The sequence below is a fragment of the Bacillus sp. RCC_6_1 genome (genome assembly GCF_041360755.1).
Lineage (GTDB): Bacteria > Bacillota > Bacilli > Bacillales > Bacillaceae_G > Bacillus_A > Bacillus_A cereus.
Genome location: NZ_JBFUPV010000003.1, coordinates 246,285 through 270,861, shown reverse-complemented (window position 1 = coordinate 270,861; position 24,577 = coordinate 246,285). Strand labels below are relative to the sequence as shown.

The following is a 24,577-nucleotide window of genomic DNA, read 5'->3' as shown; positions in this document are numbered from 1 at the left end:
AGTTTTAGCGATTATTGTCGGTAAATCGATATATTTTGAAAATCGCTGATATAACTCACGTTACGGTCGATATTTTTAAAAACGGCCTCGATTAATTTTTCACAGGCTGATTTTTAATAAAGAAGTCCATAACATAAAATACTTCGTCATCAGGTATTTGTATTTCAAATGTATTTTCAATTGGTTGCAACGCTTTTTTTACTTTCATATACATCCAGTACTCATCTTGTCTTCTTTTCTCTTTATCAGGGTGAGGAAGAAGGCTTTCTCCTTTTTGAAGACGGTCAACCATACAGCTCATATGCAGAATAACACCCATTAAGCTATCAGGAGTTAGCTGTAAGGAAATTAATTCCTGAATTGTATTTAATGCGTAACGAATTGTTTTGATAAGTAATGCTCCATCGTTACGCTGCATTTGTTGTTCAAGAATATCCGCCATTTTTGCATATGTTTCTTCATACGTAATTAATTCTTGAATTGGCTGAATCGCTGTGTAGTTTACGATGTCTTGGAAATGATATGTTAAGCATGGTACTTGCACATCGAAATTCGTGACAATACAAATGATGTTACGCTCTTTTTTTATGTTCTCAATCATTTTCGTTAAATCTTTTTCATGGACGATACTAATTGGTATAATTTCAATTAAGTCTTTATCAAATCGTAAATAGTTCTCTAACATTTTTTGAATAGCTAAAGCACTTCCTTCACCAGTTAAGCAAGCTGTTAAAATAACAGATTTCATTGGAGAGAGAGGTTTTTTCTTTTCTTCTTGTACGTTTAAGTAAAATGGTGTTAAATTTTTTACTGTTTCATACAGCGCATCTAATGAATAACCGAGCTGAGCTTTTCGAGCTGCTTCTAGTGCGTGTGGTGTGCTCGTCATCGAGAGAACACGTACAGGGATTTTAAACTCCGTTTCTAATATGTCACCGATATAAGCAAGTGACCCCATATCGACAAGTAAGAGAAGCCCATTTACATTTTGTAGTGTTTTCATATACACTTTCACACGTTCCAAGAAATCTTTCGGTGATTCGTGTAACGGCATATCAATACCGGTTACTTCCTCAATGCCGAGAAGTTCGTTTGCGACGTTTGCCATTTCAGTTGCGATGCCATTACCGTGTGCTAATATTAATACTTTTACTTCTGTTTGTGAGGCAGGAATTGGATCAACAACGAAGAACATTGTTAAAAAGCCAGCTTCATCAATAGGCATTGTTATTTGTAATTCTTCCTCCAGTAGTTGAATGCATTGCATAGCTACGGAAAAAGCTTCTTTATATTTCGTACGAATTTGATTTAATTGTGGGTGATGTATTTGTTTTCCGCTTTGTAAACGTTGTAGAGTTGTCTGTACATGTAAACTTAAAGCGAGAAATACTTTTTCATCAAACGTCTTAGATAAATGCTTTTCAGCAAGTTCCGCTATTTTTTCACATACGGAAACGATATTACGATCCACAATTTTAAAAACATTTTCATGGCTTGTTTTTTTTGATATTTGGTTAAAATATTGTACGAAAAAGCTTTGAACATCATTTTCTATTAGTAATTCTAATTCTTCCTCTTCAATACCACGTGCTTGAAGTTCTTCGTATTTATAATCAATATAATCGTAAATAGAAGAGCGTTTTTCATCTTCTGTTTTATGATTACTCCAACCTTCCTCACCTGTAAATACAAATGTTTCATTTGGTATTTGGTATAAGTGACGGCTCTTCCTTTCAATGAACAACCCTTCTTTCATATACCAAGGTAAATCTGAACTTGAAACATAGACAGAATCACGTTTCTTTGTGACCAAATCAGAATAGGCTTTCGCACAGGCAATTTGAACATCTGTTTTTAATTGACCAATGTTATTGGGACAATTGTAAAAGACGAAAGCACGCATTGCATTTGGGCTAACGTGAATGTCTTTTCGCAGACGAATTGCTTCATTTGTGAAAAATCGCTGTAGTAAAGCAAAGCGCTCTTTATGTGTACGCTCACGAAGTGGTGGCAGCGTAACAGTCATTGGTATACGTCTTGTAAATGTTTTTAATAAAAATGAATTTGGTTCTTCTGTTGTTGCAGTAATGATTAATACTTGTGCTTTACGTTCGTTCTCTGTTTCTCCAAGGCGGCGGTATACTCCGCGGTCAATAAAGGTGAAAAGCATTTCTTGTCCCTCTGGAGGCAGGCGATGTACTTCATCTAAGAAAAGAATTCCTTCATGTGCTTTTTCAATTAACCCTTTTTGATCACTTGCTCCTGTATAAGCTCCTTTTTTAATCCCAAATAATTGCCCGAGTAGTAACTGTGGATTATTTGCATAATCAGCACAGTTAAATACGATAAATGGTGCATCTTTTGGAAGCTGTTCAACTTCAATTGCATATTCGTGCATTAAAGAAGCAAACATAGACTTTCCGACCCCTGTTTCTCCCAGTAGTAAAGTATGCATACCGTTTGGAGGATAGAGAATAGAAGCTTTCGCTTTTTCAATTGCAATTTTAAGGCTCATATTTTCAATTGCAAATGTATCTAATGAAGTTATGTCTTTTGAATGCGTTTCCAACGACCTGTTCGTTTCTATGTAAAAACGAACAGGTCGCGTATTTGTTTTTAATAAACGTTTATCTTTTACAAGTTTGTTTAAATCGCTACTTACATTGGCGCGATCTAGTTGCAGAAATGTAGCGAGTTCTGATGCGGTTACACCTTCTGTATAATTGCCTTTTTGTATTGCGTTAAAAATGAGATCTATTCGTTTCATTTCTATTCACCTCGAAACTTCATCACTATTTAAAATTTTACACAAAAATGGGAAGGGTGGGAAGAGAAAAATAAAACAGCTTTAGCACATAGGCACTAAAGCTGTTACAATCTTGTGTCTTTCCAAAAATTTACCTTGAGATGAGAAGAAGGATTATAGGGAAGAAGTTTGTATCCTTGTGACTGTAAATAATCAATTACTTTTGGCAGTATTTGTACGGTTACACTCGAATCATGCATTAAAATGACTTCGACTTGTTCATCACTTTGATTACGTACTCTTTCGAGTATGGCAGAAGGATTGTCATAGCTTTTCCAGTCGTATGTATCGATCGTCCAATCCCACATTTTATACTGGGCCGATACAAGTGCGTCACGGTAATTCTTTTTTAAATAAGGCATACTACCATATGGAACGCGAACGAGATGTGTATTTAATTTCGTAACTTGCTGGACAATGCTTTGTGTTTGCTCCATTTCTGCAATTAAAGTGGAAGGGTCACCAGTGTAAAGGCGTTTTACATCATGTGACATGCTGTGGAGCCCGATATAATGTCCTTCTTTAATTAATCGTTGCATCGTTTTTGTGTAATGTGGCACTTTTCCGCCAATAACAAAGAAAGTTGCTTTTCCGTTCTTTTCTTTTAAGATGTTTAAAATTTGTGTAGTATATTTGTTTGGCCCGTCATCAAATGTTAAGTACGCAATTTTTTGTGTAGGAGAAGTTGTTTCAGTATTTGGATGATATTCAGCAGGAATAACAGTTGTTGCTTCAGTATTAGATGATACGTACATAGTAATCGTTAAAAATAAAATAATACATTGAAATACTCGCTTGATCATAACATTCACCCTCAGTTTGACAATCAAGATGTAAAAAGAAAACTTGATACTTTTCTTATTATGTATAGCTTTCTCCAATAGAGGAACTCTCAAACAATCTATATTTTGGAAATATAAAATGAGAATAAAAAATAGCATCCTCTTATAAGAAAGAGGATGCTATTTGAATATTTCATAATTGAAAAGGCTATACTACAATTAGTCTTCGCGTTTTTTCACTTTTTTATAAAAGGAAATGATTGGTTTGTAGCGTTCATGTACAAGCCCGATTATTTCAGCGATGATTTCTGTGAAGAAAATCAAAGCGAAAAGAAGAATAATGGATAACCATAACGTTGCACTAGTGAAAATAATGGCATTTACACTAAAGAAAATACCGAATGCGTATATAATTAGTACCGTTTTGCGATGAGAGAATCCCATTGCAAGTAAGCGGTGATGTAAATGCGATTTATCTGGTGCTGAAATAGGTTTTTTATTTACGATACGACGGATGATTGCAAATATCGTATCAAATATAGGTACACCTAAAATGATAATTGGAACGATAAAACTGAATAACGTTACACTTTTGTATAATCCAAGTAACGATATAACAGAAATACAGTATCCTAAAAATAGTGCTCCTGTATCTCCCATGAAAATTTTTGCTGGATGGAAGTTGTAGAATAAAAATCCAATTGTACTTGCTAATATAATTAATGCAAGTGGCAAGATAATAGCTGTTCCAGTACCCCATGGGCTAGTGAAGGCCATATATGCTAGCGTTGCAAGTACGATAGATGAAATCCCAGCAGATAATCCATCTAAGCCGTCAATTAAGTTGATTGCATTCGTAATACCTACAAGCCAAAATACTGTAATTGGATAAGCAAGCCATCCAAGTTCAGTATCCCCAAGGAATGGGATATATAATACTTGCACTAATAATCCACTTTTTACAATCATAATGGCAACCAACAGTTGTCCACCGAATTTTACTCTCGCAGATAACTCGTACATATCATCTAAAATTCCGATGATTACAATGATAATCGCACCTAGCGTTATCGATAACATTCTTTGTTCATATAAGCCGCCGACAACAAATCCTACAGCTACACCAATAAATATTGCCAACCCGCCAAGACGTGGCATAATCTTTTGGTGCACTTTACGTGCGTTTGGCTTATCTGTCGCTCCTATTTTAAAAGCTAATTTAATAACTAAAGGAGTAACGACGAGTACAGTGATGAATGATGCCAAAATGGCATAAATCACTTGTGAGTCCATTAATACCCCACCCTTTATAGTCTAACGTAATTTTTTTTTGAAAATATATTTATCTGAAAATTATGATGTTTATTTACAGGCTCATAACATATGGTATCACAAAAAGATTAGAATTCAATCTTTTTTTCTTTTTACGGTTAATGGAAGCGGATAGAATATATGACAATTGTATATAGAATGTTGAATCATATAAGAAGGTTAATCGTACTGGGCTTTGGAATGTAACATTTCCTCTTTTTCTTCAATAGTGAATACTTTTATTTCAGTATTATAAGTGTTGCACGTAGAAATGAGTAAGTTTCATGTTAAAATGTGGGAATTTATCACGCGTGACCTGTCAGCCTGATTCTCACTGATTAAGTTTTACTTTATAGTGCATTTAATTTTACAAAAACTTTAAAAAAAGTAAGGGAAGTAATTCATATAATGAAGAAGGAAAAGGGTTTTCTCATTTTTAATATGAGAGGGGGAAGCGCAGGGAGAATTCTAATTTTCATATCTTTTCTATTGTAAATTCCTGTGCGAAAAGGAAATGAAAATTACGATAGTAGGTACTGGATATGTTGGATTGATTACAGGAGTAGGATTGGCAAAATTAGGGCATTCAGTTACATGTTTTGATATAGATGATGAAAAAATTGAACGGATAAAACAAGGGGATTTACCTATTTATGAGGCCAGATTACATGAATTAATAAATTATGCATATGAGAATAATGCTTTAACTTTTACATCAAATAAAGAAGAGGCATTTGATGATGTAGAGTTTATATTTATTGCAGTTGGAACACCACCTTTATTAGATGGGACGGCAGATTTAACGTATATTCAGAGTGCTTGTAACGATATTGGATTATATGCGACGAACGATATTATTGTTGTTACGAAAAGTACAGTTCCAGTAGGCACAAATGATGTAATGAAGGGATGGATTGAGGAGAAGTTAAAAGAGAGGCATACAGTACATATCGTATCGAATCCAGAGTTTTTGCGTGAGGGTTCAGGTATTTATGATTTCTTTCATGGAGATCGTATTGTAATTGGAGCGGATAGTAAGGAAGTAGCAAGAAGAGTAGAGAGTTTGTATAGTCAATTATGCTTAGAAACGTATGTTACAGATATTAAAAGTGCGGAGATGATTAAATACGCGTCGAACGCCTTTTTAGCTACAAAGATTAGTTTCATTAATGAAATTTCAAATATATGTGAGAAGGTAGGCGCGAATGTATTGGATGTTGCCAAAGGGATGGGAATGGATAAGAGAATCGGTGCATCTTTTTTAAATGCGGGCATTGGCTACGGAGGGTCGTGTTTTCCGAAAGATACGAAAGCACTGGTACAAATTGCGGGAAATGTTGCTCATGATTTTCGTTTGTTAAAAGCAGTTATTGAAGTAAATAATAAGCAACAGCTGCTATTGATTGAAAAAGCGAAAAAAGTTATGAACATGAATAAAAAGCGGATTGCAGTTCTTGGCGCATCCTTTAAACCGAATACGGATGATATTAGAGAGGCATCATCTCTTATTATAATAGAAGCATTAATTAATATAGGTGCAGATATTGTTCTTTATGACCCAAAAGCAATTCAATATGTAAAGAATATATTTGGAGATGCTATACAATATAGTAGATGTATAGATGAATCGATTAGAGATGCGAGTGCGGTTTTTATCGTAACAGAATGGGGAGATATTCAAACTTATCCGTTAGAAAAGTACGTACAACTTATGAGGGAGCCTATTTTATTTGATGGGAGAAATTGTTATACTGATGAAGATGTTAAGAAACAAAAGATAGATTATTACTCGGTGGGAAGAAAAAGTATTTGTAATAGAAAAGTTTCTGTTATGCGTTAAAAAGGGATGTACTCATGCATATTTTTATATGTCATAATAGAAGCTGTAATTAGTGAAAGAAAAGAGGCAATCACATGACTGAACGTTTAAAAGTAATGACAATTTTCGGGACACGTCCAGAAGCAATTAAAATGGCACCTCTTGTATTAGAGTTGCAAAAACACCCAGAAAAAATTGAATCGATTGTGACTGTAACAGCACAACATCGCCAAATGTTAGATCAAGTATTAAGTATCTTTGGAATTACGCCAGATTTCGATTTAAATATTATGAAAGACCGCCAAACTTTAATTGATGTTACAACGCGTGGTTTAGAAGGTTTGGATAAAGTAATGAAAGAAGCGAAGCCGGATATTGTACTTGTACATGGTGATACAACAACAACATTTATTGCAAGTTTAGCTGCTTTTTATAATCAAATTCCAGTAGGTCATGTTGAGGCGGGCCTTCGTACGTGGGATAAGTATTCTCCATACCCAGAAGAGATGAATCGTCAATTAACAGGTGTAATGGCGGATCTTCATTTCTCACCGACAGCAAAATCAGCAACGAACTTACAGAAGGAAAATAAAGATGAGTCACGTATTTTCATTACAGGAAATACAGCGATTGACGCGCTACAAACGACTGTAAAAGAAACATATAGTCATCCTGTACTAGAGAAACTTGGAAATGATCGTCTTGTACTTATGACAGCTCACCGCCGTGAAAACTTAGGTGAACCGATGCGTAATATGTTCCGTGCAATTAAGCGTCTTGTTGACAAACATGAAGATGTACAAGTTGTGTACCCTGTTCATATGAACCCTGTTGTTCGTGAAATAGCAAATGAAATTTTAGGTGAACATAACCGTATTCATTTAATTGAGCCGCTAGATGTAATTGATTTCCACAATGTTGCAGCTCGTTCATACTTAATGTTAACGGATTCTGGTGGTGTACAAGAAGAAGCTCCATCACTTGGTGTACCAGTTCTTGTTCTTCGTGATACAACAGAGCGCCCTGAAGGTATTGAAGCAGGTACGCTGAAATTAGCAGGAACAGACGAAGAGACAATCTTTGGTCTTGCTGATGAGCTGTTATCAGATAAAGAAGCTCATGATAAGATGGCGAAAGCATCTAACCCTTACGGTGATGGTCGTGCATCAGAGCGTATTGTAGAAGCAATTTTACAGCACTTTAATAAGTAAATAAAAAAGGCCCAATCGCATAGATTGGGCCTTTTTGTTACGGCTGATTGCGCATAATCCACTCTGCATGAGCATTTGTAGAAGGTGGCGGATCAGTTGGTGTTTTATTTTGGTTTGTTGCTTTTTTTGTTTGTTCGTTAGAATTAGAACTTGAATTTGAATCAGGATTTGAATTGTTTTTTGTAGTTGGATTTTTTGCTTTTTCTCCTAATTCTTTTTCAATTTCGTTACGCACCGTTTCGACACTGATTGGATCTGGAAGGAAGTAATAAATACCGCCTATCTTTTTGTCTTCGCCTTCAAGCTTTAACGTTTGTATTGTAGAAGGATCAAATCCAGAGAGTTTATTGTAAAGAGCAAGTCCGTCTGAAATAGGAATGTCGGTTTTTATATATTTTCCAACTACAGTCGTTAAATCTTTAATTTTAAATACAGTAGAGGTGGAGTTTAGCTTTTGGGCAACAGCGGCCAGTAATTGTCTTTGTCTAGCAGCACGACCATAATCGCCATTTGGATCTTGCTTTCGCATACGGACGTAAGCAAGTGCTTCTTCACAGTTTAAGTTTTGCTGTCCTTGCTTAAATTGAATTTTTTTGTAGTAATCCACGTCAGAGCGCTCCCAAAAATCGAAGGGTACGTCAACGGTAACACCGCCAACAGCATCAACGATACCTTTAAAGCCTTGGAAATCAATTTTAATATAATGGTCTACAGGAACTTTTAGAAAACCTTCTACAGTTTTGATTGCCATTTCCTCTCCACCGTAAGCATGAGCGGCATTAATTTTGTCTTCTTTTCCCTTTCCAACAATCGGAACGCGGCTATCACGAGGAATGCTCATAAGCGAAATCTTTTTAGTTTTCGGATTGACTGTTGCAAACATTAATGAGTCTGTACGACCATTTTGACCATCTGTCGCATAATCTTCTATACCCATAATGAGAATTGTAAAAGGTTCCTTTGTAATTTCTACATCTTCGTTTCTTAAATCCGATTTTTCACGAGTAAAACCACTATACATCCCCATAAGAGAAGAGTAAGAATTTAACACATAAACTCCTATACTGCCAAATAAAAATGCGAAAATAAGGAAGAAGAAAAGTTTCCTTCTTCGCTTCTTTTTTATTCTGCTATTTTGGAGATGATAATAACGTTCTTCCATATATAATCTCCTTAGTTCGTTAGTTCATTTGTAGGGAAGTAATTCACTACATTAATCTTTGAAGGTGATAAATGGGTTATTCTTAGATAACATCTTGTTCTAAGTACAACATATCTCCTTCTGTAATTGTACATTTCCCGTTTGTTAATTCAATCATCCAATCTGTAAATGCTTGTTTGCCGTCTTCTTCTACATACGTATCAAATGTGACATTTTCTAGATAATGAATATCTTTAATGGCATATTTTGAATTGCGTAATTCATTTTCCACTTTGCCAAGTAATGTGTAATCAATCTCGGTTTGCATCACACGCATTAGTTTTCGCTGGACAACACCGACATGATTAATGCCTTCGCTTGTACACTTTCCATATGCACGAATTAATCCACCTGCGCCAAGTTTAATGCCACCAAAATAGCGTGTTACGACGACGACGGTATCTTTGAGTCCGCGTTTTTTTAGTACCTCTAACATTGGTACGCCAGCTGTACCGCTAGGCTCACCGTCATCATTTGCCTTTTGAATATGATCTTGTTCGCCAATTAAATAAGCGGAACAATTATGTGTTGCATTCCAATGTTGTTTTTTTATTTTTTGTATAAATTCTTGAGCCTCTTCCTCAGTTGTTGCTCGGCTAATATAACAAATAAATCTTGATTTTTGAATGACGATTTCGTGTTCGCCGTAGTCTTTGATTGTAAAATATTGTAATAGCACTTGTGTACGCCCCTATCTATCAAAATGACTAGTACTTTCCATTTTAAAAGCGAGCCTTTTTATATTCAAACATTTTTTCTAAATATGCTGAAGTTTTTGGTGAGTATTTTATCTTTTTGTTGTAATTTGTCGAGATGGTAGGTATAATTTCAACCGGCATTTTCATGTATGGATGCACCATTTGTAGTTTTCGTGTAAAATTAGGAAATAAAACTTTTTATAAGGCAGGTACGAAAATGAAAATAGCTATTGTTACTGATAGTACGGCATATATACCGAAGCAAATTCGTGATGAACTCAATATATATATGATTCCATTAAACGTTGTGTTTGGAACAGAATCTTATCAAGAAGAAGCTGAAATTTCAGCAGATGATTTTTATGTGAAAGTACGTGAACAAGAGGAACTTCCAAAAACTTCTCAACCAGCAATCGGAAAGTTTGTTGAGCTATATGAAGAACTAGCTAAAGATTATGATGCAGTTATTAGTATTCACCTATCAAGTGGAATTAGTGGTACATATCAAACATCAACAACAGCTGGACAGATGGTAGAAGGTATTGATGTATACACGTATGACTCTGAAATTAGTTGTGAAGTACAAGGATTTTATGTGCGTGAAGGTGCAAAGTTAGCAAGTGAAGGAAAGAATCCAAAAGAGATTATCGCTCGTTTTGATGAAATGAAGAAAACGATGGACGCCTATTTTGTAGTTGATGATTTACATCATTTACAACGTGGTGGTCGATTAAATAGCGCGCAAGCTTTCATCGGCAGTCTGTTACAAGTGAAGCCAGTTTTATATTTTAGAGATAAAATCATTATTCCGTTTGAAAAGATTCGTACACGTAAAAAAGCATTAAAACGTATCATTGAAATTTTTGATGAGCAAGCAAGTAAAGGTGTACCTATGGAAGCAGTTATCATTCATGCGCAACGTGAAGAGGAAGCGCATGAATGGAAGAAAGAATTAGAAGCAAAATATCCTCACGTCACAATTCGTACAGGTTATTTTGGAGCTGTAATTGGTACGCACTTAGGTGAAGGTGCATTAGGTCTTGGATGGTATACGAAGTAATAAAGATATAAAAAGCTCTCTTTTTAAGAGGGTTTTTTTACGGGTATGTTACGTTTAGTTGACAAGTTAATATTTGGAAATGGTAAAATGTACGTAAAATAAAATAATGAGGAAAGTTTTATAACTTACTTTTTACAAGAAACTATATTATAATGGAAGAGAGGTGAAACATATGGAGCATAATTCTTGTTTATGTCCAAAGTTTGAGTCAGCTTTTACTCTGCTTAGTAAGAAGTGGACTGGCTTAATTATTAAATCTTTGCTTGAAGAGTCGAAACGTTTTAGAGAAATCGCAGATATTATCCCAAATATGAGCGATCGTATGTTGTCAGAGCGTTTAAAGGAATTGGAAAGCGAGGGCATTGTAGTTCGTAATGTCTATCCAGAAGTACCAGTTCGAATCGAGTATGGCTTAACTGACAAGGGAAAAGCGTTAGAAAGTGTTATGGATGAGGTCCAAAATTGGGCTGAGAAATGGATGAAGTAGTATTTCATTTGTATTCGTATATTTAATAAAACGTAAGGGATTCCTTACGTTTTTTCTTTGTTTATAGAAGTGAGAAAATTATATAAATTTCTACACATACATACAAAAATATACGCATTTTGCGCTAGAGCTACATATAATATTACATTTGTTTTACAAAAACGTAACATTAGCAAAAAAAATCCCGAATTATGGTATAAATTTTATAGGTTATATACGGAAAAAGAAAAAAGAAAGCGGTGTAAAAAATAAAATGAAAAAGCTAAAAATGGCATCTTGTGCATTAGTTGCAGGATTAATGTTTTCTGGGCTAACACCAAATGTATTTGCAGAAGATAAAATTTCTGACGTGAAATCACAAATTAACACACAAAATGACACTTTACATAAACAACAACAAGAACGTGATGAATTACAAAAGCAAATGAATGACTTAAACAAAACAATTCAAGGTTTAGATAAATCTGTTCAAGAGAATGCTGCAAAGCTTGATGAAACAATGAAAAAAGTTGCTGATACTGAGCAATTAATTGAAAAGAAAAATAAAGATATTGCAGAATTACAAACAAAGATTGCAAAACGTGAAGAGCTATTAAGAAAGCGTTTAGTTGCACTTCAAGAACAACCAAATACGAACGTTGTAACAGAAGTTCTTGTAAACTCTAAAAACGTTGCAGATTTAGTTGATCGTTTAACTTCTGTTTCTAAAATTCTTGAGTCTGATGAAGATATCATGAAAACACAACAAGAAGACCAAGCTAGTGTGAAAAAAGATGTTGCAACGGTAAAAGAAAAACAAAAAGAATTAAAAGAAGCACAAGCTCAAATTGAAACTGCTAAGAAAGAACTTGACGCTGAAAAAGAGAAAAAAGCAACAGCGGTAAACGATTTAAGCGGTAAAATGGATACAGTTGTAACTTCAATGACAAGTACGGAAGGTCAATTGAAAGAGCTTGAGAAACAAGCATTACAATTACAACGCATTGCCGAAGAAGAAGCACAAGCAAAAGCTGCACAAGAAGCTGCTGCTCAAAAACAAGCAGAGCAAGCTGCTAAAGCTGCGCAAGCTCAGCCAGCACAAGCATCTGCAGAGCAAGCTGCACCAGCAAACAATGGTGGACAAGCTCAAAAAGAAGAGCCTAAAAAAGAAGAACCTAAAAAGGAAGAGCCTAAAAAAGAGGCACCTAAAGCAGAAAAGAAAACACCAGAGCAAAACCCAGCACCAACTCCACCGGATACTGGCGTAATTGGTAAAGCTAAGCAATATTTAGGTAAGCCATATGTTTGGGGAAGTGCATCTCCATCAAACGGTGGTTTTGACTGTAGTGGATTCATTTCTTACATCTTTGGTGTAGGTCGTCAAGACGTTAGGGGTTACTGGAACTCAGTTTCTAAAGTAGATAGCCCACAACCAGGAGACTTAGTATTCTTCCAAGGTACTTATAAAGCAGGTCCATCTCACATCGGTATTTACGTTGGTAATGGCCAAATGATCCATGCTAGTGATAAAGGAATTGCGTACGGTGATATTAACAGTTCGTATAACCAAAAACATTTCTTAGGATACGGTCGATTCTAGGATTTATAAAAGAATAAAAAACGTGTATAAAGTCGATAGCTTACTATTTTATAAGTAGGTTATCGGCTTTTTTGAGTTTTTACGAGATGATGAGAAAGGTTTATAGTAGTGCTGGAGGTGATTGTTGATGCTAGCGGGGAAACAGTTGCTATTAGAAGAACTTTCTTCAGATTTACAGAGGGAATTAAACGATTTGAAAAAGAAGGGAGAGATCGTATGTGTACAAGGTGTAAAAAAGAAGAATTCTAAATATATGTGCCAACGCTGCGGAAATGTAGATCGGCGGCTATTTGCGTCGTTTTTATGTAAAAGGTGCAGTAAAGTGTGCGCATATTGCCGGAAGTGTATAACGATGGGGAGGGTAAGTGAATGTGCTGTACTTGTTCGCGGGATTGCTGAAAGAAAGAGAGAAAAGAATTTAAACTTGTTACAGTGGAACGGGACGTTGTCTACTGGCCAGAATTTGGCGGCGCAAGGAGTTATAGAGGCTATTAAGCAAAAAGAATCATTTTTTATTTGGGCTGTATGCGGGGCTGGGAAAACAGAGATGTTGTTTTACGGAATTAACGAAGCGCTTCAAAAGGGAGAAAGAGTTTGTATCGCAACGCCGAGAACGGATGTTGTTCTGGAATTAGCACCGAGATTGCAAGAAGTATTTCCATATATACAGATAGCGGCTTTATATGGAGGGAGTGTGGATAAAGAAAAAGATGCAGTACTAGTCGTTGCGACTACGCATCAATTATTACGTTATTATAGGGCGTTTCATGTCATGGTTGTAGATGAGATAGATGCTTTTCCATATTGTGCAGATCGAATGTTACAGTACGCGGTAAAACAAGCGATGAAAGAAAAAGCGGCGCGTATTTATTTAACTGCGACTCCAGATGAAACGTGGAAGCGAAAACTTAAACAAGGTAAACAAAAAGGTGTTATTGTTTCTGGACGATATCATCGTCATCCTTTGCCAGTTCCTTTATTTTGTTGGTGTGGGAATTGGAAAAAAAAACTCATGCATAAAAGAATTCCTCGAGTTTTACTACAGTGGTTACAAACATACTTAAATAAAAATTCCCCTATTTTTTTATTCGTCCCCCATGTGCGATATATAGAAGAAATAAGCTTGTTGTTAAAACTATTAAATAATCGAATTGAAGGTGTACATGCAGAAGATCCGGGGAGAAAAGAAAAAGTAGCGGCTTTCAGAAAGGGAGAAATCCCATTATTAGTTACAACGACAATTTTAGAGCGAGGCGTAACGGTGAAAAATTTGCAAGTCGCAGTTTTGGGGGCGGAAGAAGAAATATTTTCAGAAAGTGCGCTCGTACAAATTGCGGGCCGAGCAGGGCGGAGCTTTGAAGCGCCGTATGGAGAGGTCATTTATTTTCACTATGGTAAGACAGAGGCGATGGTGCGCGCGAAAAAACATATTCAAGGTATGAATAAAAATGCGAAAGAACAAGGATTGATTGATTAATGCATTGTTTACTTTGTGATGAGTGTTTTGTAGAAAAGGTTAGTTGGTACACTTTTTTTGTAAAGTGTCATAGAAAATATATATGTGATAGATGTGAGCAGAAACTTTCCTATATTATAGGAGAAATTTGCATGGAATGTGGGCGGCCTTTAGAATTTATTCCTGCCTCATTTCAAGAAGACGGTATTTGTATAGATTGTATAAGGTGGATGAAAGAGGAGGAGTATCGTTCTTTTAAAAACCGTTCGTTATATATGTATGATGATGAGATGAAAGAAATAGTAGCGCAGTTTAAGTTTCGGGGGGATGCAGAGTTAGTGCACATTTTTTATCGTCCTTTTCGAAATTTATTTCAAAAGCATTTTGCCAATGTTTCAACCGTTATCGCTGTTCCGCTTAGTAAGGAAAGGGAAATTGAACGTGGTTTTAATCAAGCTGAGTTATTAGCAACTTGTTTGCCTGTCAAAATTTCTTATCCATCATTAAGAAGAAGGGAAACAGAAAAGCAAAGTAAGAAGACACGTAAAGAAAGGGTGTCAGGAAGCAATCCGTTTTATTTTCAGGGAGAAGAGATGTTTTCTGGGCAACATATTTTACTCGTTGATGACGTGTATACGACAGGGATTACAGTTAGGCAAATCGGAAGTTTGTTATATGAAAGAGGGGCAAGAGAAGTATCTAGTTTGACACTTTGTAGAAGTTAATATGGCAGTGTCGAAAGGGATAATAAAAAGGCGATAAGTCTTCTTTGACTTCATATGTTGTCATTCGTTATAGTCAAAATATGGGGCGAATGCCCTGATTTTTAGAGTGAAGGGAATGGAATGAACATGCAAGGAAGAGTGAAATGGTTCAATGCAGAAAAGGGATTTGGGTTTATTGAGCGTGAAGATGGTGACGATGTATTTGTCCATTTTTCTGCTATTCAACAAGATGGATATAAGTCATTAGAAGAAGGGCAACAAGTAGAGTTTGACATTGTAGATGGAGCACGTGGACCACAAGCAGCTAATGTTGTGAAACTGTAGGGTATATTGTTTTTGGAAGAGAAAGCTGCGTTTGTGGCAACGTTATATATATGTAGTAGAACCTCTTGTTTTTCGCAAGGGGTTTTTGTTATAGTGTAAGTTGTCAAAAAGTTGTTTCTTTTCTGTAACGAATTGTCCACAGTTATATTCGTTATTCACGATGTTAATAGGATAAAATAAAGATAGAAACGATGCATCTTTTCATTTCAACAAAAAACGATAAAAAAATCGCAATTCCACTAATTTTTTTAAAAAAGTTAGAAGGAGTTTTTAAGCCAATGTCGAAATTATAATACATAGGCTTGAAAGGAGGAATTCATCTATGAAATTCAACATTCGTGGTGAAAATATTGAAGTAACTCCAGCATTAAAGGAATATGTAGAGAAAAAACTAAGTAAGTTAGAGCGTTATTTTGATACATTCCCAGAGATTAAAGTTAATTTAAAAGTATACTCTGACAAGCAACGTGTCGAGGTAACAATACCATTTACTGATTTATTACTTCGTGCAGAAGAAACTAATAGCGATATGTACGCTGCTATCGATTTAGTAGTTGATAAAATTGAGCGACAAATTCGTAAACATAAAACAAAAGTAAATCGTAAGTTACGTGAGAAAGGTTCTATGAAAACGAACTTTATCCTTCCAGAAGCAGTAGCTGTTTTGGATGAGGTAGAAGAAGATGAATTAGAACTTGTACGTACAAAACGATTCGATTTAAAACCGATGGACGTTGAAGAGGCAATCCTACAAATGGATATGCTAGGACATAATTTCTTCGTCTTCACAAATGCTGATACAAACGAAACTAATGTTGTATATGGCCGTAAAGATGGGAAATACGGTTTAATCGAAACTAAATAATAATTCGAAAGCGCAGCCGAAATGGCTGCGCTTTTTTTGTATTTTTCGCAGCAAGGTTAAAAAAGTTTTATAAGTAGCCGATTTCATTAAGAAGTGATTTTTAGGCGGTATTTCCTCAAAACAGCAGGAGAAAATTCGAAACTTAGAGAGATGAGTTACTCTTTATTATTTGGAACAGGCATAGGAATGTAGCTACCTTTACAAGTAATTCTTTGCTAGGGATATAGTATTGTTTTTAAAAATTTAACGAAATGTTCGCAAGTGTAAAAGTAATATTAAATATTCTGAAATCCATTGAAGGTGTGTTGAGGTGTTGTTACCATAATATTGTATTATATTGATTTTGTTCCTTCAGTGGAAAAATACAATCAATATAATGCTACAAATTATCGGAGGTGCTTTTAGTGGGCATTAAGAAAAAAAGTCGTTTTATGTTTGGATCTGTTTTATCGTTAGGTATTTTAGCTAGTACTTTCGCTTTAACCGAACCGGCTAAGGCTAGTACAAGGGATGACCATGTGAATTTTACCTTTAGACTTTGGAGTCCATATGATTATACTAATGCACGTCCTAAAGAGACGCCTACCTCTATGTATATGCGTGTGAAGAGCAGTGAGAAGGGCGGAGGTTCTTTCAATGTTTGGACAGAAGCAGATAAAAATAAAAATGCAGAAGATAGAAAATGGGTAAATGTTTCAGGTAAGCATGAAGGAACAGTGATACCAGGTAGAAGATATCTTTTTCAAAATTATGCATATGAAAACCATGGGAAAAATGTGCCTGTGAGATTTGGTGGTTATTCTAGAGAAAATAATGCTTATCCTACTGCTTGGAGCCCTGATAGTGTAAGACCTAGTGGACCTTACATTGAATATTGATTTAGAAATTATAAATTGAAATTATTTATTTTATAGTGCTAGAAAAAGTCGTATAGTTTCAAATCCGGATTATACGACTTTTCCTGCTATTTCATTTTTAAAATAGGAGGAGCTGTAATGAGGTTTATTTCAAAATATATTTTAGTTTGTTTTTTTATATTGAGTATTAGTTTCTTAGTTTCTTGTCAAAAGAAAGTAGATGAACCTATTGTACATATTGAAGATACTTTAACGGAAAAAGATAATTTGAAAAGTATTGAATTAAAAGGAATTAACAAAAATACTATTTTTGAACAAGTGTTTTTGGAAAGTGAAAATGGTGATGATTTCTTTCAAGGACAAATAGAAAAAAATGATAGTTTAATAGAGGATAAGCTTTCAAATAAAAAATTGAAATTAGGAGTTATACCAGAAAATTATTATGTTTTTTTGACGGGTGTTACGAATAAGAAAAAACCAACGTATCTCTTGGGACGGATTGAACAAACTGATGGAGAAGTAATTCAGTGGAAACAAGAAGTTAAGAGTGTAAAAAGAAAAGGCGCAAATGATGTTTATCAGTATGAAGTTGAGTTTCCTAAATTTGAAGGAGAGAGAGCAAATGTTTCTTTTCGTTACATTTGGTTAAATAAAGAAAAGAAATGTTATGGTGTTGCGGATCAATTGTTCATATTAAAAAAGATTTAAATTTAATGGTTTATGGAGGAGCTATAGATGAGTTACTTTTTAGGAAGGATTTTAAAAGGTAGGATGTTTTGGTTGTCTTTATTTATTATGTTAGTAATTGTTATTGCTCAATATATTGCTATGTTTGTGACAACTAAAGGATTTAACGATGCTGGGATTATAAAGGTATCCCCATATTTATCTAATATTTTATATTTTAATAGATTATCGTTTTATAGTGAGTTTTATTTACTTATATTTCCTATGCTTTCCGCAATGGCTGTAGCAGGGATTTATAGAATTGATAAAAATTATGGATTTATTTATCCTGTTATTTCTAAGATGGGAACATGTTATTATTTTAAGCTGCTTTATTTTATTAATTTTATTGTATCTTTTTTTATTATAAGTGTCCCTTTACTATTTAATTTTTATTTATATGTGATGACTTATCCAACAGTTGCTCCGCATCCAATATTAAATTATATGGCTTCTACTGTTTCGCCAACAGCTCAATTTCATATAGTTTATTATAGGTACCCTACTTTATATTTTCTAATGTATGTATTTTTAAATGGTTTATACGGTGCGGTTTTTTCGAGTTTAGCTTTATCAGTTTCGTTTTTTATAAAACGAGTTTATTTTATTTATTTAGTTCCATTTATTTTACATATTTTTTGGCTTGGTATTGGAAAAGGGATTCTCAATCCTAAAGATTATTTAATTAAAGATTTTGGCTTTTTTGAATTACAAATTTTTCTTAGTGTACTGTTATGTATTTGGTTTTGTTCTGTAGTTCTTTATTTACGGGGGAGTAGGAAGCATGTTCTTTTATAATGTTATGAAAGAAACTATAAGGATGAAATATGTTTGGTTAAGTATTCTTTTTGTACTTAATGTTAGTATCATTGGTTGCTTGTTCAATTATTTTGAACCCGGAATTGTAAAAGAGAAAATGAACGAATTGGAAGCTTTGTATAAGGTTATGTCGTTGTATAATTTGTCGACTATATTTATTCCTTTAACAATTGTTTTTTCTGTATATTCTATGTCGAACTTTTTTAGTATTTATGTTGTTTACAGAGTGAATAATGCATTGAAATTAGTTTCTATATATTATTTAAAATTATTCGTTTTTGTTTACTTTTTTGCTGGGAGTATGATTTTACAGTTGTTTTTGATGTCAACTATGATGGCTGTAACTAGTGTTGATGTAAATTATCCATTATTATTTTGCATTCAATTATTTGCGAGTGTTTTTATATGTATGATAAGTGCTTTATTGCAATTATTTTTACCTAGTTTACTTGTAATAATATGTATGATTACTGCTGTTTTATTAGATAGATTTATATTACATGGATTTTTATTTACAAATGCTTTTTATATAAATGTCTTTGAAGATGCTACTGGTTTATTTATACGCTTATTTGGCTGTTTTTTTATCTTTTTTATAAGTGTATGGATTTTATCTAAAAAAAGTTATATTTCTATGAATGATGAGACAGAGGTGGTCTAGTTTACATTATGATCTTATATTATTTGTTAAAAAGAGATTTATATGTAAGGTTTCGAGATTCCATCAAGATACTGGTTTTTTTATTCTTAATTTACGCTATTATTGCAATTGCCTTTTTATACAATCAGCCTCTTAGTAATGGTAAAGAATCTGTATTAGTAGATGTTACCTTTTATCGATTTTTTCATGGAGTAGATTTTGTGGATTTATCTTATTTTTATAAGGAGGGGCGATTTTCTATCCCTTTTTATTGGATATTCTTTCAAATCACTCCTTTGTTGCTTGTAGGGAATTTTGCTTTTTCAGATATTCAACAGAATGGTGTTTATTTATTTCCTCGTGTTAAGAAGAAGCATTTTCTGTGGTTAACGAAAATATTATCTTTGTTTTTTTATATAATTATTATTTGGATTGGTATGTATTTTATTTGGTTTAGCGCTTACTATTTGCTTTCTTTAGGCGAGTATAATTTTTTAAATTTATATAGTCAATTTCCTTATAAGATATTAGGTACTATGCTAATTCAAATAAATATAAGCTTTTTATTAGCTTTGATTTTTGAGTTTTTAACTTTTTATATACCGATAACTATTGTTTTTGTACTAATGTTGTTGTACCTATTTTTGTCTATTTTCTTTCATAGTATTTATTTTTTAGGCTCTTTTGTTATGCCAAATCGTTGGTATTTTGTTGATCACAGTTCAATTCAATTGACTTTAGGTAATAATCAATCTATTCAATATAATGATTTACTTTTAATAGGAGTAGTAATTGTTGTTGTAATGATTTTATTAGGTAGTTTTTGTTTTAAAAAACTAGATGTGATAGGTGAATAATTTATGGACAATTATATTAAATGTGAATGTATGACGAAAAGATTAAAAGGAAATATTGTGTTAGATAATATTAGTTTGTCAGTAAAAAAAGGCGAATTTTTAGTTTTGAAGGGGCATAATGGCTCTGGTAAAACGATGATTTTACGCGCTATATCAGGGTTAATGCGCTTGAATTCTGGAGTTGTTTATATAGATAATGAAATAATTGGAAAACAAAAGCAATTTCCTGATTCTATGGGAATATTGATTGAATATCCAAGTTTTATTCCAGGGTATACTGGTTTTCAGAATTTGAAATTTTTATCATCGATTAACAATAAAATCTCCGATGAGGAGATTTATAATATTATTCAAAGGGTTGGACTTGATAAAACAGATAAGAGAAAGTATAAAAGATACTCTTTAGGTATGAAACAACGTTTAGGGATAGCGCAAGCTTTAATGGAACAACCAAAATTACTGTTATTAGACGAGCCAACTAATGCTTTAGATAGTGATGGGATAAAAGATGTTTTAGATATTTTGAAAGTAGAAAAAGCCAAGGGAACGACTATTGTTGTAGCCAGTCATGATGTGCATGTTCTAGATAATGAAATGGTAGATCGTATTGTACATGTTAATAATGGAAAGTTGGTAGATTAAGAGTGACGAGAAAACATATCTTAATAAGTATTGGATTGTGTCTGTTGCTATGTATATTTGCTAGTTTATTAAGATTTAAAACATTAAATCTTAATAATGAATCTTATAAAGTGGTAAAAGATGAGTTTTTATCTAATAGAACTTTTGAAGATGGGCAAGGAGTTACGTTTCATGCACTCAATCCTCTTGATCCTACAAAAGTTTATGATCCCTATGAAGACCGTGAAGTAGTGACGTATGTTTTACCTTTAGATATTACAAATACAACAAATCGAGATATTAACTTGCTTAGTAATAAGTCTATTTCCGATACAATGTTTTATTCTAAAATAGGTGAGTTTTATAATTTAATGCCTTATTCAATGGAATTACCTAAAAAATATCAGTTTGATCCTGTAATACCTGCTGGTAAAACAGTACGAGGGTATATAGGGACAAATTATTTTATAGGAGATGACCCTTATAAAAATTATAAAAACTTTTCAAATGAATCAACTAAAGTGAAATTCATTTCTTGTATAAAGGATAAGAAAGGGAAATATCATGAATTAGAAATACCGATAAATTAATAAAATTTATGATTGATACAGCTATATTTTAATGGTGTTTGTAGATCTTGCAACATAACAATATCTTTTAAAGTCGGAGTTTTTTTGTAGGTGTAAGTATCTATGGATGCTGCACCTGCAAAGTTTCCGGCTTTTTGTAATTGTCGATTTAGATTTTATTAAGGAATTTCTGGTAGTCATATTCTTTAAAAGGAAACTTGAAAGAATATGACTTAGATTTAATACGAAATTTGTAACGTGAAATTGAAATAGCGAGACAGAGAAAAGGAACGTAACAAATGAAATAAAAACTTTTTCTGAATATAAGGCCCGACATCTTGCCGATTGTTGTCATAGTTATGAGACAAGTGTTACAATTATCATTAGGTATATACATTTTAGTTTTTTTAATTAGGAGAAAAATTGGCATAACATACATTTGATTTTTATAACGACTGATTGTAATAGAGAAAAAGAAAACAATCGGAAGTTTTATTTTAATAAAAAGAGGAGCGTATTTCCTATGATCGGTATTTTAAAAAAGGTGTTTGATGTAAATCAACGCCAAATTAAACGTATGCAAAAGACAGTTGAGCAAATTGATGCATTAGAGTCATCTATTAAGCCACTAACTGATGAACAATTAAAAGGAAAGACGCTTGAATTTAAAGAACGTCTAACAAAAGGTGAAACAGTAGATGATCTACTACCTGAAGCTTTTGCAGTTGTTCGCGAAGCGGCAACTCGTGTTCTTGGAATGCGTCCATATGGCGTACAGTTAATGGGTGGTATTGCCTTACATGAAGGGAATATTTCTGAGATGAAAACGGGTGAAGGTAAAACGTTAACATCTACATTACCTGTATATTTAAATGCTTTAACAGGAAAAGGTGTTCATGTTGTTACAGTCAATGAATATTTAGCACAACGTGATGCGAGCGAAATGGGACAACTTCATGAGTTCCTTGGCTTAACGGTAGGAATTAACTTAAATAGTATGTCACGCGAAGAGAAACAAGAGGCTTATGCTGCTGATATTACGTATAGCACAAATAATGAGCTTGGATTCGATTACTTACGTGATAACATGGTTTTATATAAAGAGCAGTGCGTTCAACGTCCACTTCACTTTGCTATTATCGATGAAGTCGATTCTATTTTAGTCGATGAAGCACGTACGCCGCTTATTATTTCAGGACAAGCTCAAAAATCAACAGAGCTATACATGTTTGCAAATGCATTTGTTCGTACGTTAGAAAATGAAAAAGATTATTCATTTGATGTGAAAACGAAAAATGTAATGCTAACAGAAGATGGTATTACGAAAGCGGAGAAAGCTTTCCATATTGAAAACTTATTCGATTTAAAACATGTAGCACTTCTTCACCATATTAATCAGGGACTTCGTGCACACGTTGTTATGCACCGTGATACAGATTATGTTGTACAAGAAGGCGAAATCGTAATTGTAGACCAATTCACTGGTCGTCTTATGAAAGGTCGTCGTTATAGCGAAGGATTACACCAAGCGATCGAAGCAAAAGAAGGTGTAGAAATTCAAAATGAAAGCATGACGCTTGCAACAATTACATTCCAGAACTACTTCCGTATGTATGAAAAATTATCTGGTATGACTGGTACAGCGAAAACAGAGGAAGAGGAATTCCGTAACATTTACAATATGAACGTTATTGTAATTCCGACCAACAAACCGATTATTCGTGATGATCGTGCCGATTTAATCTTTAAATCAATGGAAGGTAAGTTCAATGCTGTTGTTGAGGATATTGTAAATCGTCATAAAAAAGGACAACCTGTTCTTGTAGGTACAGTTGCAATTGAAACTTCAGAGCTTATTTCAAAAATGTTAACGCGTAAAGGTGTACGTCATAACATCTTAAATGCGAAAAACCATGCTCGTGAAGCAGATATCATTGCAGAGGCTGGTATGAAAGGTGCTGTAACAATCGCGACGAACATGGCAGGTCGTGGTACAGATATTAAGCTTGGAGACGATGTGAAAAACGTTGGTTTAGCAGTTATCGGTACAGAGCGTCACGAAAGTCGTCGTATTGATAATCAGTTACGTGGTCGTGCTGGTCGTCAAGGGGACCCTGGTGTTACGCAGTTCTACTTATCGATGGAAGATGAATTAATGCGCCGATTTGGTTCAGATAATATGAAAGCAATGATGGACCGCCTTGGTATGGATGATTCTCAGCCGATTGAAAGTAAAATGGTTTCTCGTGCGGTAGAATCTGCACAAAAACGTGTTGAAGGAAATAACTATGATGCACGTAAGCAGTTACTGCAATATGATGATGTACTTCGTCAACAACGTGAAGTTATTTACAAACAGCGTCAAGAGGTAATGGAGTCTGACAACTTACGCGGCATTATTGAAGGTATGATGAAATCTACAGTAGAACGTGCTGTTGCCCTTCATACACAAGAGGAAATTGAAGAAGATTGGAACATTAAAGGTCTTGTTGACTACTTAAATACAAACCTTCTTCAAGACGGAGATGTAAAAGAAGAAGAATTACGTCGCCTTGCTCCTGAGGAAATGAGCGAACCGATTATCGCGAAATTAATAGAGCGATACAATGAAAAGGAAAAGCTTATGCCAGAAGAGCAAATGCGTGAGTTTGAGAAGGTTGTTGTATTCCGCGTTGTAGATACGAAATGGACAGAGCATATTGATGCGATGGATCACCTTCGTGAAGGTATTCATTTACGTGCTTACGGTCAAATCGATCCACTTCGTGAGTACCAAATGGAAGGGTTCGCGATGTTCGAGTCAATGGTTGCCTCTATTGAAGAGGAAATTTCTCGTTACATTATGAAAGCTGAAATTGAACAAAACTTAGAACGTCAAGAAGTTGTTCAAGGTGAAGCTGTTCATCCTTCTAGCGATGGCGAAGAAGCAAAGAAAAAGCCAGTTGTAAAAGGTGACCAAGTGGGCCGCAACGATTTATGTAAATGTGGTAGCGGTAAAAAATATAAAAACTGCTGTGGTATCGTTCAGTAATATAGGACGGTAGCTTTGGCTGTTTTGCAAACTTTTATATCAAAAATGTATAATTAAGAAGGATTAAACTCTCTCCGTAATAAGTGGAGAGAGTTTCCCTTGTTTTCATACGAAAGTAACAGCAATTACATAG

22 protein-coding genes and 1 pseudogene are annotated in these 24,577 nt (G+C 34.2%); 17 read left to right on the top strand and 6 right to left on the bottom strand.

The window, feature by feature from the left end; translation table 11 throughout:
- Window positions 1–91: 91 nt before the first annotated feature.
- The 3 genes from AB6801_RS13490 to AB6801_RS13480 all read right to left on the bottom strand — a co-directional run bounded on the left by AB6801_RS13490 (window position 92) and on the right by AB6801_RS13480 (window position 4,881).
- Window positions 92–2,767, bottom strand: a complete 2,676-nt coding sequence (locus tag AB6801_RS13490) for a sigma-54-dependent transcriptional regulator (RefSeq protein ID WP_000820961.1) — start codon at window positions 2,765–2,767, stop codon at window positions 92–94.
- A gap of 104 nt (window positions 2,768–2,871) precedes the next feature.
- Window positions 2,872–3,609, bottom strand: a complete 738-nt coding sequence (locus AB6801_RS13485) for a polysaccharide deacetylase family protein (RefSeq protein ID WP_000597152.1) — start codon at window positions 3,607–3,609, stop codon at window positions 2,872–2,874.
- 198 nt (window positions 3,610–3,807) lie between these two features.
- Window positions 3,808–4,881: a glycosyltransferase family 4 protein gene (locus tag AB6801_RS13480; RefSeq protein WP_000378319.1), complete on the bottom strand. Its 1,074-nt coding sequence runs from the start codon at window positions 4,879–4,881 to the stop codon at window positions 3,808–3,810.
- 532 nt (window positions 4,882–5,413) lie between these two features.
- Here AB6801_RS13480 and AB6801_RS13475 point away from each other — a divergent pair.
- Complete coding sequence (locus tag AB6801_RS13475; RefSeq protein ID WP_000704917.1) at window positions 5,414–6,739, top strand: UDP-glucose dehydrogenase family protein; 1,326 nt, start codon at window positions 5,414–5,416, stop codon at window positions 6,737–6,739.
- A 74-nt stretch (window positions 6,740–6,813) separates the two neighbouring features.
- Window positions 6,814–7,929: a non-hydrolyzing UDP-N-acetylglucosamine 2-epimerase gene (gene wecB / locus AB6801_RS13470; RefSeq protein ID WP_000140145.1), complete on the top strand. Its 1,116-nt coding sequence runs from the start codon at window positions 6,814–6,816 to the stop codon at window positions 7,927–7,929.
- A gap of 37 nt (window positions 7,930–7,966) precedes the next feature.
- Here the strand turns inward: wecB and AB6801_RS13465 are convergent, their stop codons facing one another.
- Together AB6801_RS13465 and AB6801_RS13460 are read right to left on the bottom strand one after the other, a co-directional pair.
- Window positions 7,967–9,091, bottom strand: a complete 1,125-nt coding sequence (locus AB6801_RS13465; protein WP_370941088.1) for an LCP family protein — start codon at window positions 9,089–9,091, stop codon at window positions 7,967–7,969.
- An 82-nt stretch (window positions 9,092–9,173) separates the two neighbouring features.
- Window positions 9,174–9,809, bottom strand: coding sequence for a YigZ family protein (locus AB6801_RS13460; RefSeq protein WP_000926665.1), 636 nt, complete (start codon window positions 9,807–9,809; stop codon window positions 9,174–9,176).
- Window positions 9,810–10,045: 236 nt separating this feature from the next.
- Between AB6801_RS13460 and AB6801_RS13455 the strand changes: the two genes are divergently transcribed.
- The 14 genes from AB6801_RS13455 (at window position 10,046) to AB6801_RS13390 (ending at window position 21,434) form a co-directional block, all read left to right on the top strand.
- Complete coding sequence (locus AB6801_RS13455; RefSeq protein WP_002103834.1) at window positions 10,046–10,888, top strand: DegV family protein; 843 nt, start codon at window positions 10,046–10,048, stop codon at window positions 10,886–10,888.
- 172 nt (window positions 10,889–11,060) lie between these two features.
- Entirely contained in the window at window positions 11,061–11,375 is a 315-nt protein-coding gene (locus AB6801_RS13450; protein ID WP_000400857.1) for a winged helix-turn-helix transcriptional regulator, read from the top strand.
- Window positions 11,376–11,523: 148 nt separating this feature from the next.
- The gene (locus AB6801_RS13445) at window positions 11,524–12,954 is read left to right on the top strand and encodes a C40 family peptidase (RefSeq protein WP_000499471.1); all 1,431 of its coding nucleotides are present in this window, start codon (window positions 11,524–11,526) and stop codon (window positions 12,952–12,954) included.
- 127 nt (window positions 12,955–13,081) lie between these two features.
- Complete coding sequence (comFA, locus tag AB6801_RS13440) at window positions 13,082–14,431, top strand: ATP-dependent helicase ComFA (RefSeq protein ID WP_087948324.1); 1,350 nt, start codon at window positions 13,082–13,084, stop codon at window positions 14,429–14,431.
- Entirely contained in the window at window positions 14,431–15,135 is a 705-nt protein-coding gene (locus AB6801_RS13435) for a ComFC family protein (RefSeq protein ID WP_033667188.1), read from the top strand. The genes comFA and AB6801_RS13435 overlap by 1 nt, the downstream gene beginning before the upstream one ends.
- A gap of 126 nt (window positions 15,136–15,261) precedes the next feature.
- A complete protein-coding gene (cspC, locus tag AB6801_RS13430; RefSeq protein ID WP_001990088.1) occupies window positions 15,262–15,459 on the top strand; it encodes a cold shock protein CspC in 198 nt (65 codons plus the stop codon).
- A gap of 322 nt (window positions 15,460–15,781) precedes the next feature.
- Complete coding sequence (gene hpf / locus AB6801_RS13425) at window positions 15,782–16,324, top strand: ribosome hibernation-promoting factor, HPF/YfiA family (protein WP_000671186.1); 543 nt, start codon at window positions 15,782–15,784, stop codon at window positions 16,322–16,324.
- A 404-nt stretch (window positions 16,325–16,728) separates the two neighbouring features.
- Window positions 16,729–17,202 (top strand): hypothetical protein, encoded by a 474-nt coding sequence (locus tag AB6801_RS13420; protein ID WP_000511546.1) that lies wholly within the window; start codon window positions 16,729–16,731, stop codon window positions 17,200–17,202.
- A 117-nt stretch (window positions 17,203–17,319) separates the two neighbouring features.
- On the top strand, window positions 17,320–17,889 hold the full coding sequence (locus AB6801_RS13415) for a hypothetical protein (RefSeq protein ID WP_001211057.1): 570 nt from the start codon (window positions 17,320–17,322) through the stop codon (window positions 17,887–17,889).
- A gap of 27 nt (window positions 17,890–17,916) precedes the next feature.
- Window positions 17,917–18,705 carry a hypothetical protein gene (locus tag AB6801_RS13410; RefSeq protein ID WP_000120047.1) on the top strand — a complete coding sequence of 263 codons (789 nt, stop codon included), beginning with the start codon at window positions 17,917–17,919 and terminating at the stop codon, window positions 18,703–18,705.
- Window positions 18,692–19,387: a hypothetical protein gene (locus AB6801_RS13405; RefSeq protein WP_000466510.1), complete on the top strand. Its 696-nt coding sequence runs from the start codon at window positions 18,692–18,694 to the stop codon at window positions 19,385–19,387. The genes AB6801_RS13410 and AB6801_RS13405 overlap by 14 nt, the downstream gene beginning before the upstream one ends.
- Window positions 19,388–19,458: 71 nt before the next feature.
- Window positions 19,459–20,223 carry a hypothetical protein gene (locus AB6801_RS13400; RefSeq protein WP_370941095.1) on the top strand — a complete coding sequence of 255 codons (765 nt, stop codon included), beginning with the start codon at window positions 19,459–19,461 and terminating at the stop codon, window positions 20,221–20,223.
- A gap of 3 nt (window positions 20,224–20,226) precedes the next feature.
- Complete coding sequence (locus AB6801_RS13395) at window positions 20,227–20,865, top strand: ATP-binding cassette domain-containing protein (RefSeq protein ID WP_000371027.1); 639 nt, start codon at window positions 20,227–20,229, stop codon at window positions 20,863–20,865.
- 41 nt (window positions 20,866–20,906) lie between these two features.
- The gene (locus AB6801_RS13390) at window positions 20,907–21,434 is read left to right on the top strand and encodes a hypothetical protein (RefSeq protein ID WP_033667453.1); all 528 of its coding nucleotides are present in this window, start codon (window positions 20,907–20,909) and stop codon (window positions 21,432–21,434) included.
- Here AB6801_RS13390 and AB6801_RS13385 read toward each other — a convergent pair.
- Window positions 21,431–21,580: pseudogene (locus AB6801_RS13385) on the bottom strand (tyrosine-type recombinase/integrase); the annotation flags it as partial. The gene AB6801_RS13390 and the pseudogene AB6801_RS13385 sit on opposite strands and share 4 nt — an antisense overlap.
- Window positions 21,581–21,936: 356 nt before the next feature.
- Between AB6801_RS13385 and secA the strand changes: the two are divergent.
- On the top strand, window positions 21,937–24,444 hold the full coding sequence (gene secA / locus AB6801_RS13380; protein ID WP_000579387.1) for a preprotein translocase subunit SecA: 2,508 nt from the start codon (window positions 21,937–21,939) through the stop codon (window positions 24,442–24,444).
- The last annotated feature ends 133 nt before the right edge of the window (window positions 24,445–24,577 follow it).